We start from the raw sequence: 17644 nt of genomic DNA on the forward strand, positions 1-17644 counted from the left end.
AAAATGATTTGTTTAATTTAGTCCTATAAAAGTATCAAAAATGAAGAGAATAATCATATTTATTTTTGCTTTCCTATTTTTAATCTCTTGTAAAGAAGATTATCAACCTAGAGAAATCAATACAATTAACGTAAAAGAGTATCCAATAGATAGTGTTAGCATTCGTGCGATTTATGCTATAAATGAATTTGAAGTAATGTATGCTGGTTCTAACGGTACCATTGGTTTCTTTTCGGATGCAGAATCTTCTAAACGAACACCAATAGTCTTAGATATTAAATATCAAGATTCTATTCGCCCAAATTTTAGAAGTATCGCTTATAACGGAAAAGCAGTTTTTGCTTTAAGTATTGCAAATCCGGCTTTATTATATAGAGTTTTTGATGGAAAAGCTACCTTACAATATACCGAAAATCACGAAAAAGTATTTTATGATGCCTTGCAGTTTTTTGATGACAATTTACACGGAATTGCAGTGGGAGATCCAACAGAGAATTGTGCTTCTATTCTTTTAACTTCAGATAGAGGAAATACTTGGCACAAAATTCCGTGTTCTAAATTACCCGTTTTTGATGAAGGTGAAGCTTTTTTTGCCGCCAGTAATACCAATATTAAAACTATAGGAAGTTCGGTTTGGATTGCTTCTGGAGGAAATAAATCTCGTATTTTAAAATCTGATAATTTTGGGGATACTTGGCAAGTTATTGAGACACCAATTGTGCAAGGTTCTGGGCCACAAGGAATCTATTCTATTGATTTTGTTGATAAAAAAAACGGAATAGCCATTGGTGGAGATTACTCAAAACCGCTAGAGAACAAGGCAAACAAAGCAATTACAAAAGATGGTGGCCTTACTTGGACTTTAGTTGCAGATAACCAAAATCCTAATTACAAAAGTTGTGTACAATATGTACCCAATACAAACGGAAAAGAAGTGTTTGCTGTAGGTAAAACAGGAATTTCGTACTCTAATAATGGAGGCCTTACTTGGGTAGATGTTAGCAAAGAAGCCTATTATTCCATTCAGTTTGTAGATAGAAATATTGCGTGGTTATCGGGTAATAACAAATTAGGAAAACTGGTACTTAAATAAAAAACATCCAAAGATAATAGTGATATAAAGTTCTTATTAAAAACAGTACTTTTTATAATTTCTATTTCTATTAAAAACAAGAAAATTAATCATACAATTTTGTTATGGTAACAAAGTACAACACCATAAGGTATTTACATGATTATAAGTGTCTTAACATTAGAATATATTTCTAGTGATTTTCTTAAAAATAAATGCCCTAATTAACCTCAAAATCTTTATCTTTAATATACCTAACCAACTTTATTAAAAAAAGTATATTTGCCGTCGATTTAAATTTGTGGCACTACTAAATACTGCTGTCCCCTTAACAAAACGGATGTAATAGTAGTATGTTTTTAGCGTTCATTTTTTTTATAATACAAATCATTTAAAAACAATTTATTATGAAACAATTAATTACAGTTTTAGCAGCTATTTTAATTAGCACAATTACTTATGGTCAGTTTCAAATTTCTGCAAGTACTGGATATTCTATGAGCAGTGCCGGAATGAAATTAGGAGAAAAAATTAATACGTCAGGAATCGAAAATACCTACGGAAGTTATGGTGAAGGTTTAAATTTTCAAGTAAGAGGAACCTATTTTTTTACCAATAAATTTGGGGTAGATTTAGCTCTTGGGTATTTAAGAGGTGCAGACAAAACTATTTCTGAAGGTTATGAATTTGATAATAATGAAAATTTAGATACAAGTGTAGATATTAATGCCATTGCAAGAGCACGTGCTTTTGGTGCGGCATTTTCTATGGTGTATAAATTTACGGATAACTTTTATGGTCGTTTGGGGGCTTTGGTGAAAGTTGGTGGAAAAACAGAAGCTGTAGTATATAAAAAAGATGTTTTTTCAGACGGTGAAGCTGCTTTTTTTAACTTACCTAGCGGATCTTATACTGAAACCAATTATGTAGAAGATTACCACGGTCATTTTCCTTTAGGGGTTGTGGCTGCTTTAGGTTATGAATTTAACTTAAATGAGAATCTTAATCTTTTTGTAGAAGCAGAATATTATGGCATCAGTTTAAAACGTAAAGACTCTGAATTTCAAGAATTTAACACTGATATTGTTTTACCTGATGGTACTGTTGCAGTACCAGGATATAAATCTTTAGATAATTTACCTGAAGGTTATTTCAAAAAGACTACTTATGTAGATGAATTATCACATGATGATAGAGAAAACGATGGCTCTAAAAAGCTATCACAAAAAGTACCTTATTCTTCATTTGGTATTAACTTTGGTATTACTTACAAGTTTAAAAGTACATCTAAAAAATAATTTTTTTACTAGTTAAGAATACCCAAGTGTTATAATTCGTTATAATGCTTGGGTGTTTTTTTTAGAACAGATGACTCAGTTATAAGTGCTGTTTGCTAAGTAATTGCTAACTTCTTTTTCATTTTTTGGATGTCTAAATTTCTTAATAACACCAATAAATTGGGATATCGGTGCTTATGATATCCTAAATCATCTATTAGAAACTCTTTAATTGCTTGTTCTTTAGACCAGTTATCCATCACCATTCTGTAAGCCGCAATAATTGTTCCTGTTCTATCAGATCCATGCCAACAATGTACTAAAACAGGTTCTTTAGCGTTTTTTATCACACGTAGTGCATTTAAAATATCTTCTTCATTTAACTGTTTTGTTTTAATAGAATGATGCACCAAATTAAAATTAAAATCTGCTGCTTTTTTTGTATTATTTCTAAGACGCCTTAAATTAAGTACCGTCTTTACTCCCATCAATTCTATTTCTTTAAACCCTTTTTTACTGGGTTGTTCTGCTCGGTACAAACCATCATTAATCTTATAAAGGTTTTTAAAATGCTTTGAGGCTACCTTTTTTAAAGGTGTTTCTTGCCCATTGTGAGTATGTACAATTCCCAAACACAATAAAACGAGTAGTATTATTTTTTTCATTCTTATTATTTTGATCGTAGTTAATCAAAAACGATGCTAAACTTGTTTTATTAAAAAACAACTCTCTATTAATTCATTAAAAAAGCAAGAGAACTATGTTAAATTATTGAAAAATTTCAGATTAAAACCATCCTTATATTAATTTTTAGATAATATAAACTTAACGATTACAAAATCGCCACCTTACTACATTGCATGTCTAAAATTTATAAAATAAAGATGAAGAATATCATTAAAAAATTGCTATCCATAAGTATTGTTGTATCTGTTTTTACAGCATGTAATGATGCGGAAGATATGCCAACAAGTTTAATTAGTAACAATGGCTCTAAATTACCTTATACTGTTTTAAAAACAGAAAACAATGTTGAAATACGTAACGGAGGCTTTGGTTCTGCAGCAACAGCGCATCCAACAAATAATCGTGAATTTTATGCTTTAACAGACAGAGGAGCAAACTTAAGTACAGAAGGTGGTAAAATTTTTCCAACATCAAATTACACTCCTAGAATTGGTCATTTTAGATTACTAGAAGATAATAAAATCGAAAAAATAGGTGAAATTTTACTAAAAACCCCTCAAGGTGCTCCTGTTAGTGGGCTCCCTAATCCTAACGGATATGGAGCAACGGGAGAAATCCCTTATGATTTAGATAAAAATGTTTTAGATTTCGACAGATACGGCATAGATAGTGAAGGTTTGGTTGCTTTAAAAGACGGTACCTTTTGGGTTTCTGATGAATATGGACCACATATTGTACACTATACCGCTAACGGAATAGAGTTAGAGCGCATCAGTCCCGTAAATGTAGATACAGGAACTAGAAAAATACCAGCAGTTTTTGAACGTCGTTGGGCAAACAGAGGTATGGAAGGTCTTGCTATTACGCCCGATGAAAAAACTTTAGTAGGTATTATGCAATCTACACTATATAACCCTTCTAAAGCAGAAGTTGTAGATTTTACAATAACAAGAATTGTAACTTTTGATATCGCTACTGCCCAAACCAAACAATATCTATATAGACAAGACAAAGCTAAAAATTCTAATTCAGAAATTACTGCCTTAAGTAATACTGAGTTTTTGGTGATAGAACGTGATGGTAAATTTCAAGGAAACGATGCTAATGCACAAAAATATATATACAAAATAGATATTTCTAATGCTACAGATGTTTCTGGTAACAATTTTAATGCATTGGAAGGCATGTTGATTAATGATAAAACGATCGAACAAAATACTTGGGAAGAATTAATAGCTGCAAATATTACACCTGTTAAAAAAACGCTAGCTGTAGATGTAATAAATCGTTTAGGTAAATATCCACATGAAAAAATGGAAGGTATTTGGCTTATTGATGATAATACTATTGGTATTTTAAATGATGATGATTTTGCTGTAACGGGAACCGATAAGTTAAATCAAAAAATATTACCAGGAACAAATAATATTGATCAAAATACATTGTATATCACTAATTTTTAAATTAGTATTTACTAATACCTGCTTAAAGAAACAATTATACATTAAAGCCCAGAATAAATATTCTGGGCTTTAATTATACAAAGTATATTATAGTTTATAAAATTAACTAAACTGTAATTATAATTGCTGCATAAAGAGAGATTATCTGATATCACTTATTACACGATTATTTAAAAAAACAAAAGTATGTTTTTTTGATTCATAAAAAAGTTTATTTTTATTTAGTTCATAAAATGAATTTAATGATTGCTTTTAAGTCCGTTTATAGATCTTAAAATGAAAAACCTTGTTTATTTAACACAATTTTAAATACTTCTTAGAAATAATTCTTAAATTTGTATTTAATTATGAAACAAGTATCCCATAAAATAATGTCTTTTGTTATGGCAATTGTAGTGTTATTCTCTACAATGTCTTTCACTTTGAACATGCATTATTGTGGCGAAACTTTAGTAGAAACTGCTATGTTTCATAAAGCGGAAGGTTGCGGCATGGAAATGCAAAAACTAGCCACTGAAGATTGTGTAATTACAAAAAAGAATTGCTGTAATGATAAGCAATTGGTTGTGGAAGGTCAAGATGAACTACAACTACAAGTAGATACTATTTCTTTTGAGCAACAGCTTTTTATTGCATCATTTGTTTATACTTATATTAATAGTTTTGAAGGTTTAGACAATTCTAATTCTTCTTTTGTAGCACACCAACCACCACTCATAAACAAGCAAATCTTCAAGCTTGACGAAACGTATTTAATCTGATTTTTTTAACAATAGACTGTATTATCCAATGATTCACTTCATTAGGATGATTTCTTGTATTCGGTGTTTTTCTAACACCACTTTCTAATTGTTTTAAATATCAAGCGTCATGCTAAATAAGATTATTAAATATTTAATAGAAAATAAAATCGTAGCGGTTTTATTATTGGTCCTTTTTATAGGATGGGGAACCGTAAATGCTCCTTTTAATTGGGATACTGGCTTTTTACCAAGCAATCCCGTAGCTGTGGATGCAATACCAGATATTGGCGAAAACCAACAAATTGTATTCACAAAGTGGGATGGTCGTTCTCCTCAAGATATTGAAGACCAAATTACCTATCCGCTCACCACTTCCCTATTAGGAATTCCAGGAGTTAAAACCATTCGTAGTTCATCGATGTTTGGGTTCTCTAGTATTTACATCATTTTTGAAGAAGACATTGAGTTTTATTGGAGCAGAAGCCGAATTTTAGAAAAACTAAACTCCTTACCTAGCAATTTATTACCAGAAGGAATAAATCCTGCTTTAGGGCCAGATGCTACAGGTTTAGGTCAGATTTATTGGTATACTTTAGAAGGTAGAGATAAAGAAGGAAACGTAACTGGTGGTTGGGATTTACAAGAATTACGCAGCATACAAGATTACTATGTAAAATACGGTTTATCGGCTGCAAGTGGTGTATCCGAAGTGGCTTCTATTGGTGGTTATGTACAAGAATATCAAATTGATGTGAACCCAGAATTAATGCGTCAATACAATATTGGATTAAACCAAGTTGTAAAAGCCGTTAAGGACAGTAATAAAGATATTGGTGCACAGACTTTAGAAATCAATAAAGTTGAATATTTAGTCCGTGGTTTAGGTTATGTAAAATCTATTGAAGATATAGAAAATGCAGTCGTTACTTCTAAAGATTTTACGGCTATTAAAATTAAAGATATTGCTAAAGTAACTTTAGGTCCTGCCGCTAGACGCGGGATATTAGACAAAGAAGGTGCAGAAGTTGTTGGTGGTGTTGTAGTGGCAAGATATGGTGCAAACCCTATGGAAGTAATTACGAATGTAAAAGCCCAAATAGAAGAATTAAAAGGTGGTTTACCTTCTAAGGTTTTAGCAGACGGACGTACATCTCAATTAACAATCGTTCCTTTTTATGATCGATCAGAATTAATTGCAGAAACTTTAGACACGCTGAGTGAAGCTTTAACCTTAGAAATCTTAATTACTATTTTGGTAATTATTGTGATGGTTTTTAATCTAAGAGCTTCTCTTTTAATTTCTGGATTGTTACCTGTGGCTATTTTAATGGTGTTTGTTACCATGAAACTCTTTAATGTGGATGCCAATATAGTGGCATTATCTGGTATTGCCATCGCTATTGGAACCATGGTTGATGTTGGCGTCATACTCGCCGAAAATATGATTCGCCATCTCGATGAACAGGAGAATGTCATTCCGACAGAACGAGGTACGAGTGACGAGGAATCTCATCAAAATAGTCTTAATCCAGTTGAGAACAACAAACTATCTATAAACGAAGTTATTTACAACGCTACAGCAGAAGTTTCTGGCGCTATTTTAACTGCGGTTTTAACAACTATTATCAGTTTTGTGCCTGTATTTACAATGATTGGTGCCGAGGGTAAATTGTTTAGACCTTTGGCTTTTACAAAAACAATGGCATTATCAGCATCCTTGGTGATTGCTTTGTTTATAATTCCGCCATTTGCTGCTTTTTTATTCCGTAAAACAACGCTAAAAAACTCGTTTAAATACATTGTAAGTGGTGCTTTAATTCTTGTTGGAATTGTAATTGTTATAAGTGGACATTATTTAGGTCTTATAGTAATCGCTTTCGGAATTTCTGCCTTATTAGGTGTTTTAGGAAAGCTAGAAGCTAAAAAAGTCAACCTAGTTAATATCATTATTTCATCAATTGCCATTGTATTTCTATTGGCAGAATATTGGAGACCTTTAGGTTTTAATCGTAGTATTTTTATAAACTTAATTTTTGTGGCTATTATTTGCTTCGGAATTTTAGGAGTATTCTCAGTTTTTAGAAAATATTACGGACAAATTTTACAATGGGCTTTGGCAAACAAAATGTTGTTTTTAATGATTCCGGTAACAGTGCTTATCTCTGGGTTTTGGATTATGAAAAATACAGGTAAAGAATTTATGCCTTCTTTAAATGAAGGTTCTTTTCTACTCATGCCAACATCGTTGCCACATGCTGGTGTAGCAGAAAATAAACGTGTGTTACAGCAATTAGATATGGCGGTTGCTACCATTCCAGAAATTGAAACGGTAGTTGGAAAAGCGGGCAGAACAGAATCTTCTTTAGATCCGGCACCTTTATCGATGTACGAAAACATGATTCAGTATAAACCGGAATACATGCGTAATTCCGAAGGAAAAAGACAACGCTATAAAGTAAATGCGGATGGTTTGTTTGAGTTAAAAACAAATGTCATTCCTTTCGAAATCAAGAATAAAGCGAGAAACATCTCGACTGCGCTCGATGTGACAAATAATATAAATGCTAATGACTTATTAGAATCGAAAACGAATGTCATTCCGACAGAGCAAGGAACGAGCGACGAGGAATCTCATAATCCTGCTAATAACAACAAAACAAAACATTTTACTGCTGATGGAACCTCTGTTGAAAGCTCTCAGTTAATAGAAGACAACGACGGAGAATTCTTTAGAAACTGGCGACCAGAAATTAAAAGTCCAGATGATATTTGGAAAGAAATTATTAAAGTTACCAAATTACCAGGTGTTACTTCTGCCCCAAAACTACAACCTATAGAAACCCGATTGGTGATGCTACAAACAGGTATGCGCGCACCCATGGGAATTAAAGTAAAAGGACAAGATTTAAAACAAATTGAAGCTTTTGGTTTAGAGTTAGAACGCTTTTTAAAACAAGCGGAAGGCGTTAAAGTAGAAGCCGTTTTTGCGGATAGAATTGTTGGGAAACCTTATTTATTAATTGATATTGATAGAGAAAAAATAGCACGTTATGGCATTTCTATAGAGGATGTTCAAAGTGTACTAAAAGTTGCCATTGGTGGTATGTCTTTAACTCAAACGGTTGAAGGTAGAGAGCGTTATGGAGTTCGCGTACGTTACCCTAGAGAATTACGCGGCAATCCAGAAGACATTAAAGATATTTATATTCCTGTAGAAAAGGGAAATCCTGTGCCTTTAAGCGAATTAGCGACTATTAAATATGAACAAGGTCCGCAAGTGATAAAAAGTGAAGATACTTTTTTAGTGGGGTATGTTTTGTTTGATAAAATAGACGGTTTTGCAGAAGTTGATGTGGTTGAAAATGCGCAAACTTTATTTCAACAAAAAATAGATTCAGGGGAATTAACGGTTCCAAAAGGGATCAGTTATAAATTTACGGGTACTTATGAGAACCAACTAAGAGCAGAAAAAACATTAGCAGTTGTGGTGCCTTTAGCATTGGCTATTATTTTCTTGATACTGTATTTTCAGTTTAAATCTGTTACTACCTCATTAATGGTATTTACGGGAATTGCCGTGGCATTTGCAGGTGGTTTTATTATGATTTGGTTGTATGGACAAGATTGGTTCTTCAATTTTAGCTTCTTTGGTGAGAATATGCGAGATCTTTTCAATATGAAAACCATCAATTTAAGTGTTGCCGTTTGGGTTGGTTTTATTGCCTTATTCGGAATTGCAACAGACGATGGCGTTGTCATGGCAACTTACTTAACTCAGACTTTTGATCGTGAAAAACCATCAGATAAAATGAGCATTAGAGTTGCTGCTTTAGAAGCAGCTAAGAAACGTATCCGTCCGTGTTTAATGACAACGGTAACTACTATTTTGGCATTATTACCCGTTTTAACATCCACAGGAAAAGGAAGTGATATTATGATTCCGATGGCAATACCGATTTTTGGAGGAATGGTTATTGACATTACCTCCTACTTTATCGTGCCGGTTTTATATAGTTGGAGAGAAGAGTTTCTTTTAAAAAGAATAGAGAGAAAAGAGCTTAGAAAATAGACCTAAAAAAATATACAATGAAAAACTATAAAAATCATATAACACACAAAGTAGTCTTGTTTCTTTGTTCTTTATTCTTTGTTCTACAAGGAAATTCTCAAGAACTAGAAACCTACATTAACATCGCTTTAGAAAACAATCCTGAAATTCAGAAATTTGAGTTACAGTATCGGATTGCATCAGAAAAAGTGAATGAAGTCAACACCTTACCAAACACAGAATTTAGTGCAGGTTATTTTGTCTTAGAACCAGAAACAAGAACAGGAACACAACGTTTTAAGGTATCAGCAAAACAAATGTTGCCTTGGTTTGGTACCATTACATCTCGTGAAAATTATGCAAGTGCTTTGGCCGATACAAAGTATGAAGATATTGTAATTGCGAAACGAAAATTAATGGTTTCCGTGTCTCAATCGTATTATAAATTACATGTAAACAAAGTCAAACAAGCTATTTTGGTTGAAAATAGTAAACTGCTTAAAACCTATGAAGCCTTAGCATTAATGTCTATTGAGGTTGGTAAAGCTTCTGCAGTAGATCTTTTTAGATTGCAAATGCGCCAGAATGAATTAGAGCAATTAAGGTTGGTTTTAGAACAACAGTTTTTAACGGAGCAAACCACTTTTAACAGCCTTTTAAATAGAGAAAAAGGGATTAAAATTGATGTTGTAGATGCTTTGTTAATGCCATCTAAAGATTTTGACATCAACACTAATAATTTAGACTTACACCCTGAATTATTAAAATACGATAAACTGTTTCAATCGGTAACAAAATCAGAATTAATGAATCAAAAAGAAAGTCAGCCTTCTTTTGGTTTTGGATTCGATTATATTAATATTCAAGCAGGTCAAGATATCACTTTTAGTGAAAAAGGAAAAGATATTTTGATGCCAACAGTGTCATTATCAATCCCTATTTTTAATAAAAAGTACAAATCGAAAACAAAGCAAAATGAGTTGCAACAACAAGAAATTAAAGCACAAAAACAAGAACGTTTAAACACTTTAGAAACCTTTTTAGACAAAGCAATAAACGATAGAATTTCCGCAAGAATTAGTTATAACACACAAGTAAAAAACTTAAAACAAGCAAAGGCAGCAGAAGACATTTTAATTAAAAGTTATGAAACCGGAACGATTGATTTTAATGATGTTTTAGACATTCAAGAATTGCAATTAAAATTTCAAATGAATCAGATTGAAGCGGTAAAAAACTACTATGTTCAAACCACAAACATCAATTATTTAATCAATTAAATTATGAAAAAATATATCATTTACATCGTTCTTTTAGCTCTAGGTCTCTCTTTAGGTTGGCTGCTTTTTGGAGGAAACACAGCACCTACAGAAACAGCACACAAACATGATGCGGCTACAGAAACAAATAAAATGTGGACTTGCTCCATGCATCCACAAATTATGCAACCAGAAGCAGGCTCCTGCCCTATTTGTGGAATGGATTTAATTCCTGCAGCAAGCAGTGAAGAAGGATTGTTAGCAGATGAATTTAAGCTTTCTAAAAATGCCATGGCATTAGCGAACATTCAAGTATCCATCGTTGGAGAAAATATTTCTAATGTTGATTCTGGGACTGTTTTATCAGGAAAAATTAGAGAGAATGAAAACGAAACAGCCACTATGCCAGCTCACTTTAATGGTAGAGTAGAAAAATTATTTGTAAATTCTTTGGGAGAACGTGTTAAAAAAGGACAAGCCGTTGCACAAATTTATTCTCCAGAATTAATTGCAGCGCAACAAGAATTAATTACTGCGTATACATTAAAAGAATCGCAACCTCAATTATACAAAGCTGTTAAAAATAAGTTCAAAAATTGGATGATTCATGGCGCGCAATTAACGGAAGTGGAAGAAACAGGACACGTAAAAAATAGTTTTACCATCTATTCACATGTATCTGGTGTGGTTACAGAAATTGCCATCAATGAAGGTTCTCATATTATGGATGGGAAACCCATTTTTAAAGTATCTAATTTAAATACTGTTTGGGCAAATTTTGATGTGTATGAAAATCAAATTAGTCAATTTAAAGAAGGGCAAGATATTGTAATCACAACAAATGCTTATTCGGATAAAGAATTTAAAGGGAAAGTCGATTTTATTGATCCTATCTTAGATAGTAAAACAAGAACGGTAAAATTAAGAGTCGTGTTAAATAATAAAAACGACCTTTTTAAACCAGGAATGTTTGTAGAAGGCAAAATTAAAGGAATTGACTCTTCAACTAAAAAGGAAGTTTTATCCATACCTGCTTCGGCTGTTTTATGGACCGGAAAACGTTCTGTAGTCTATTTAAAAACAAACCCAAATGAACCTGTTTTTGAAATGCGTGAAATTACTGTAGGGAAACAAATAGGTGAAAATTATCAGGTTTTAGAAGGGCTAAATAATGGTGATGAAATTGTAACTAATGGAACCTTTACGGTAGATGCTGCTGCCCAATTACAAGGTAAAAAATCGATGATGAATAAAAAAGGTGGTAAAGTAATGACGGGGCATGAAGGACATATGGATATGAAAACCAATACTTCAGACACTAAGAAACCTTTAAATAAAAATGAAAGAATAGCCGTTTCTAAAGAGTTTCAAGATCAATTAAATGTGGTTTTTAATACTTATATTGAATTAAAGAATGCTTTGGCAATAGACAATACTCAGAACCTTAAAAAGCAATCGAAACAATTATTAACTGATTTAGGGAAAGTAGATATGAAGTTATTAAAGAGTAAAAATGCACATCAGCATTGGATGCCTTTAGAAAAAGAACTAAAAGCGACTGCTAATTTAATTTCTAATACAGACGATATTAAAGTTCAAAGAACCTATTTTAAAAATTTATCATCAAATATGGCCACTGCGTTAGAAGTGTTTGGTATCCATGAAAAAGTATATCATTTGTACTGCCCAATGTCTGATAATAACAAAGGGGCTTATTGGTTAAGTAAAGAAGAAAAAGTAGTAAATCCTTATTTTGGAGGTGCTATGTTAACCTGTGGAGAAGTAAAACAAGTAATAGAATAATAAAAAATTAAATACTAATAATTAAATCTAAATCAATGAAAAAAGTAATTTTAAGTTTAGCTATTATAGCTACAGTCGGTTTTACAAGCTGTAAAAATGAAACCAAACAAAAAACAAATACTACAGAAGTTTCTAAAGAAATAGCAAACGCTACGCTAACTTTTGGAGTTAGAGGAAACTGTGGAATGTGTAAAAGCACCATTGAAAAAGCTGCCAATGCTGTAGAAGGTGTTGCCAATGCTAATTGGAGTATTGATAAAAAGAAAATAGAAGTATCTTTTGATGATACAAAAACCGATGCTACTGCCATTCATAAGGCTATTGCAGCTTCTGGTTATGATACAGAAAAAGAATCTGGAAGCGAAGATGCATACAAAGGTTTGCCTGCTTGTTGCCAATATGATCACGAAATGGCAATGAATCAATAAAATTGATTCTATAAAAAGCGTAAAAAACCTATCAATATAAATGATATTGATAGGTTTTTTTATGTTTTAAAATTCTTTTGAAATCTTACTTAAAGGTAACAATATCTTCAAAATTTCTTCTTGATTTATCAAATTCTGGATCTGTTTTTCTATATCCAAAAGCAGTCATAAATGATAAACCATATTTATCAGTATCAATACCAAATTTTTCTTTTAATAATGCTTCTGCTTTTTCTTGATGAAATCCTTCTATAGGGCAAGAATCAATTCCTATTAAAGCTGCGGCAGTCATCATATTACCCAAAGCAATGTAAGTTTGTTTAGAAGCCCAATCGAATAATTTTTTATCCGTATCTAAATCAAAATCACGTTCTTGAAACTCTCTATAAAATTTAGAATACATTTCAATAACCTCTTGTGGTAATTTTTTTACATCTTTCATCATGTGCATAATGTAATCAGCATCGTGTTTTACCATGGGTGCTTTCATACTTAAACCTAGTACAAAATGGCTTGCAGTATCTAATTTTAAAGGTGCTCCCCAAGCTACAGGTTTTAATAATTCACGTAATTCTTTGTCTTGTACTACAACAAAGTGCCAAGGTTCAAAACCAAAAGAACTTGGTGATAAACGTGCTGTTTCTAAAATAAATTTTATGTCCTGGTCTGAAACTTTTTTAGTAGCATCAAATTCTTTTGTTGCGTGTCTAAAGTTAAACGCATTAAGGATGTCTTCTTTTGCAATGTTTGGTGTGCTCATCTTTGTTTTTTTAAATTTATTTTTAATTTCCTTAATGAAAAGGAATGATATCTTTTTATCAATTACACCGCAAAGATACATGTACAACCAAGTGTTTATAATGTATTTAAAATGGAAATTAATGTATTTTAAAAGGTTTTTTGTCAATTATACATGAAACACAACTACTTTTTACCTAATTTTACATCACATTATCATTAATAAAGTACAAAATGCAAATATTAGAAACGTATAAACCTTTTGAAATACAAGAGATAGAATTAACAGCATGGAAACAACGCCCTGTTAAAAATAACTTTTTCGAATTGGTTTTAGTAAGATCAGGAGAAGGGACTCAATGCATCAACTATAACGAATACAAGTATAGTAAAGGAAGTATTTTTTTATTACCACCTTTAAAATGCCATTCTTTTACCATAGAAAAACCTACTAAATTTGTTTTCTTAAAATTTACAGATTCCTTTTTTAAAGATGCAAATCAAATAGCCATAGATAGAAATGAGTGGTTTAAAGAAGCGGCTTATGTTTTATCGAACTACAATCAACTACCCGGAGATATTGTTAAAAATGATATCGATAGAACTCATTTAGATTGTTTATTAACCATGATTTTACAGGAATCTCATAATTACGGTAAGGATTCTATCAATCTTATTATCAACTTAATGACCTGTGTTTTAGAAATACTTATTAGAAATATTAATAAAGGTCGTTTTTTTGAACTTCCTAAGCATTCTGATGACCGTATTACCAATATGCTGAATTATATCAATAAAAACATTGACAAAAGTGAACTTTTAAAGGTTGAAAATTTAGCGGATGTTTTTATGATGTCTCCTACTTATGTTAGCGAATTTTTTAAGAAACAAGTAAACATGCCTTTAAGAGAATACATTATAAAAGCGAAACTTAAATTGGTAGAAATTCGTTTGTTAAATTCTAATTTCACCTTAACTCAAATTGCAGAAAATTTAGGTTTTACAGATGTAAGTCACCTTTCTAAAACCTTTAAACGTTATGAAGGAGTATCGATACGTGAGTTTAAAAAAAATGGAGAATACATGCTTTTAAAACGCAGTGCTTGTGCTAGTTAAACACATCACCCCCTACAAACAATACGCTTACAATAAGTGATTTAATAAATAAAAGATAGTATCCAAAGCAACCTTTTGGATACTATCTTTTTTATAAGACAATAAGCTTATTTTTTCTTACGTAGTGTATTTATTTGAATATGTGGCCAACGTGTTGCGCCACCATCTGTACCAAATTGAAATTGAAAAAACATAATCTGTTCGTACTGCAATTGAAGAATTTCTTCTCCGTTTTCTACAATCGTTTCAATCCACATTCTCATTTTCATTTCTTGTACAGGAGCAAATCTAGACACAAAAGGATTGTTTAAAACGCCGCCTTGTGGACCACCAGTTTCTGTTGTATTCATTTCTATAAGAACATGTTTTTTTACTTCCTGATTTTTAAGCGCATCACGCAATCGTAAATCTGGTCTTACAGAATATGGGTATAAATTATGAGCTAAAATACGTTGTGTATATGCCTTGTTAGAACTTGGTTGCTTTATTGGAATGCTAGTATCATGTACCCAAGCAGGTGCTGGTTTATCTAAATTAATTGGCGCATCTGGCGGTATGTCTGCACCACCCATACTTTGCGAAATGGCTAAAAAACCAGGTTCCCAAGCATTTGTACCTGAAGGAAACACTGGTTTTCCTTCTTTTTCTTCATCTTTTCCAAATAGTAAAATAGTACTACCATGCGGAATTGTACCACTTCTAGAAACGGAATAAGACGGTACAAAATTGGGTCCGTTAGCGCCATCACCGGGTTTTAATTCAGGTTGGCCAATGTCTGTTTTTACAGATTCTACACTCGCAGGATGATTGTATATATCACTCAACCACAAATACATACCATTTTCTGCATGTAGCGGGTTTCCGTTTAAATCGTTAATAGCTGTTTTATATTCTACTGCTCCTGCAAATTGTTCGTTTGCTCCTCCTCTATTACGTACGCTACCTTTTACCAAAGTAAATGTAAGTTCTTCTGTATAATCTTCACATAAAAAGTGATATTTACCGGGAATGGTTTCTGAGTTAGTACCTGGAGAAGGCATACAAGTAGTATGCAACCCCCAACCCGTAGTATTGTTATCTGGATTATGATTTACCCAAGTACCTTCTAATTGTTTTAATACTCCATAATCTGCTGGTAATTTTAACACGGCAGGAGAATATTCTTTCTGTTTTGACATCTGTAATAATTTTAGTTTAAATTCTTCATTTGGTTAAATAAATAATCTTTTAAAATTTCTTTTTTAGGTAGATTACCAACCTAAATAATAGTTATTAGAAATCCATGTTGGTCTTTTCAGTTCAAAATAGCTTTGTAACATTCTTTCTGCAACACAAAATGCACCTTCTACCCAACCTTGTTGATCAGAATATGCCTCACCACAGATATAAATTGATTCTTCTGCTATTGGGTTTCTCATATATTTCATGGTGTTTGCAATATCATAATTTGCTTTCCAAGCATGATAACCACCACCATAAGGATCCATACTCCAGTCTTTATACCAAGTTACATAAGGCATCGGAATTTCTTTGCGTCCATGTAATTCCTTTATCTGATTCATCGCTTCAGAAACCATAACTTGTGTTGCCTGATTTGATAAAAGTCTTTTGCTAAATGCTGTTGCTGCAACTTTATCGGTTGCTTTTGGCTGAAATAATTTTCTAAAGATTCCGCCTTCTCTTTTAGAGTTGGCTAAAGCTTGCCAAAAAGTAACCGTTTGCATATCATTATAACTGCCTAAAAATAAAGAATGACTGTCGTTTGGATCTTTACCAAAATAATAACACTGACGTAAAGGTAAATCTGTAATAGAATGACCTGCCATGGTATTAAAATCTGTTCTCCACCACGGATTTTCAAACCCCATTAATATTTTAAGAGAAGGTTCTTTTATTACCGAAGCCATGTTTTTTTGTAATACTTTTTGCGAATCTTGGTTAAAAAAGAAGTTGTTTTGATCTAACAATTCTAAAGATCTACGAGGCATGGCTAGTATAATTTTATTCGCCTTAAGCGTCCAACTACTTTGTGTTTCTTTGTTAAAAAACTCTAACTCGTATTTATAAGTACCCGAAGTTTGCTTTTTAAACGTTACCAAACGATTTCCCATCCAAATATTGGCTCCTTGGTTATTTAAATATCCTTTAGCAATTGCATATGCTATAAGATCGTAACCGCCATCTATTGTTTTGTATTCTGATCCTGCATTAGAAAAATCTCCAACCATATACGGAAAAGCTTCTGCAGCATTCCAATTTATTGTATTAGAAAAATAACCGCCTGCATCTGCCAAAAAAGTATATCCTTCTTGAGATACTCTATCTTTAATTAGGTTCCAAAACCCAATATCATTTACTTTTAACCCATTATAAGGCCCTATAAAATAGTAGATTAATTGGGGTTTAATACTATTCCACTGGCTTCTTGTAATTTTAAAAGTATACTCATATTTACTTGGGTTAGCAACAAGGTTACCATAGTTACTTACAAACCATGGATCTGCCATTAATACATCATAAATAATTTTATTAAATAATTGATCGGCACTGTAGCCTTCATCATTTTTATTTAATATATAATTGGTTTCTAAGACACTACCCTGGTTTTGAGCTTCTTCCCAAGCGTTCATTTTTAAACGTTGTTTTCTAAAATAGCCAAAATGTTGCGAAGCATTTCCCATTGGAAATGGGATGTTATTTAGTTCATCTTTAAATACATTTTCTATTAATGATGTAACAATTTCTTGTGATGTCATATACCGCATACCACCAAGTTCTCCTGTAATACTCATACCGGGTAATTCTACAGATTCTAGTCTTCCACCAATACGATCACCCATTTCAAATATTTGTACTTGGTTTGCGGGTAACGGAGTACTTTCATCATTTGTTAGTCGATATGCCGAATATAAACCAGATACTCCCGCACCAATAATAGCAACTTCTATTTCTGTGTTGCTGGGTACATTCGTTTCAAATGTTTGTTTTTTTAAGTTCATTATATTTTATG

13 protein-coding genes are annotated in these 17644 nt (G+C 32.2%); 9 read left to right on the forward strand and 4 right to left on the reverse strand.

Annotated features, from left to right (window positions below; genetic code table 11):
- Window positions 1-40: 40 nt before the first annotated feature.
- Entirely contained in the window at window positions 41-1093 is a 1053-nt protein-coding gene (locus tag WHD07_RS01875; protein WP_343329822.1) for an oxidoreductase, read from the forward strand.
- A 386-nt stretch (window positions 1094-1479) separates the two neighbouring features.
- The gene (locus WHD07_RS01880) at window positions 1480-2370 is read left to right on the forward strand and encodes an outer membrane beta-barrel protein (RefSeq protein WP_343329823.1); all 891 of its coding nucleotides are present in this window, start codon (window positions 1480-1482) and stop codon (window positions 2368-2370) included.
- A gap of 95 nt (window positions 2371-2465) precedes the next feature.
- Here the strand turns inward: WHD07_RS01880 and WHD07_RS01885 are convergent, their stop codons facing one another.
- Window positions 2466-3014, reverse strand: a complete 549-nt coding sequence (locus tag WHD07_RS01885) for a dual specificity protein phosphatase family protein (protein WP_343329824.1) — start codon at window positions 3012-3014, stop codon at window positions 2466-2468.
- Window positions 3015-3233: 219 nt separating this feature from the next.
- Between WHD07_RS01885 and WHD07_RS01890 the strand changes: the two genes are divergently transcribed.
- The 6 genes from WHD07_RS01890 to WHD07_RS01915 all read left to right on the forward strand — a co-directional run bounded on the left by WHD07_RS01890 (window position 3234) and on the right by WHD07_RS01915 (window position 12780).
- On the forward strand, window positions 3234-4499 hold the full coding sequence (locus WHD07_RS01890) for an esterase-like activity of phytase family protein (protein WP_343329825.1): 1266 nt from the start codon (window positions 3234-3236) through the stop codon (window positions 4497-4499).
- Between the two features lie 347 nt (window positions 4500-4846).
- Window positions 4847-5260 carry an HYC_CC_PP family protein gene (locus WHD07_RS01895; RefSeq protein ID WP_343329826.1) on the forward strand — a complete coding sequence of 138 codons (414 nt, stop codon included), beginning with the start codon at window positions 4847-4849 and terminating at the stop codon, window positions 5258-5260.
- Window positions 5261-5369: 109 nt separating this feature from the next.
- Complete coding sequence (locus tag WHD07_RS01900; RefSeq protein ID WP_343329827.1) at window positions 5370-9311, forward strand: efflux RND transporter permease subunit; 3942 nt, start codon at window positions 5370-5372, stop codon at window positions 9309-9311.
- Window positions 9312-9328: 17 nt separating this feature from the next.
- The gene (locus tag WHD07_RS01905) at window positions 9329-10570 is read left to right on the forward strand and encodes a TolC family protein (protein ID WP_343329828.1); all 1242 of its coding nucleotides are present in this window, start codon (window positions 9329-9331) and stop codon (window positions 10568-10570) included.
- Between the two features lie 3 nt (window positions 10571-10573).
- A complete protein-coding gene (locus WHD07_RS01910; RefSeq protein ID WP_343329829.1) occupies window positions 10574-12352 on the forward strand; it encodes an efflux RND transporter periplasmic adaptor subunit in 1779 nt (592 codons plus the stop codon).
- Between the two features lie 35 nt (window positions 12353-12387).
- A complete protein-coding gene (locus tag WHD07_RS01915) occupies window positions 12388-12780 on the forward strand; it encodes a heavy-metal-associated domain-containing protein (RefSeq protein ID WP_343329830.1) in 393 nt (130 codons plus the stop codon).
- A gap of 85 nt (window positions 12781-12865) precedes the next feature.
- On the opposite strand, the gene WHD07_RS01920 is transcribed toward WHD07_RS01915, so the two are convergent.
- A complete protein-coding gene (locus tag WHD07_RS01920; RefSeq protein WP_343329831.1) occupies window positions 12866-13540 on the reverse strand; it encodes an NAD(P)H-dependent oxidoreductase in 675 nt (224 codons plus the stop codon).
- A gap of 212 nt (window positions 13541-13752) precedes the next feature.
- Here WHD07_RS01920 and WHD07_RS01925 point away from each other — a divergent pair, with 212 nt between their 5' ends.
- Complete coding sequence (locus WHD07_RS01925) at window positions 13753-14634, forward strand: AraC family transcriptional regulator (protein WP_343329832.1); 882 nt, start codon at window positions 13753-13755, stop codon at window positions 14632-14634.
- Between the two features lie 107 nt (window positions 14635-14741).
- Here the strand turns inward: WHD07_RS01925 and WHD07_RS01930 are convergent, their stop codons facing one another.
- Together WHD07_RS01930 and WHD07_RS01935 are read right to left on the reverse strand one after the other, a co-directional pair.
- On the reverse strand, window positions 14742-15812 hold the full coding sequence (locus tag WHD07_RS01930; protein WP_343329833.1) for a peroxidase, FMP-type: 1071 nt from the start codon (window positions 15810-15812) through the stop codon (window positions 14742-14744).
- Between the two features lie 72 nt (window positions 15813-15884).
- The gene (locus tag WHD07_RS01935; RefSeq protein ID WP_343329834.1) at window positions 15885-17633 is read right to left on the reverse strand and encodes a flavin monoamine oxidase family protein; all 1749 of its coding nucleotides are present in this window, start codon (window positions 17631-17633) and stop codon (window positions 15885-15887) included.
- Window positions 17634-17644: the final 11 nt, after the last annotated feature.

The sequence above is a fragment of the Polaribacter staleyi genome, from assembly GCF_038024045.1.
In the GTDB taxonomy this organism is placed as follows: domain Bacteria; phylum Bacteroidota; class Bacteroidia; order Flavobacteriales; family Flavobacteriaceae; genus Polaribacter; species Polaribacter butkevichii.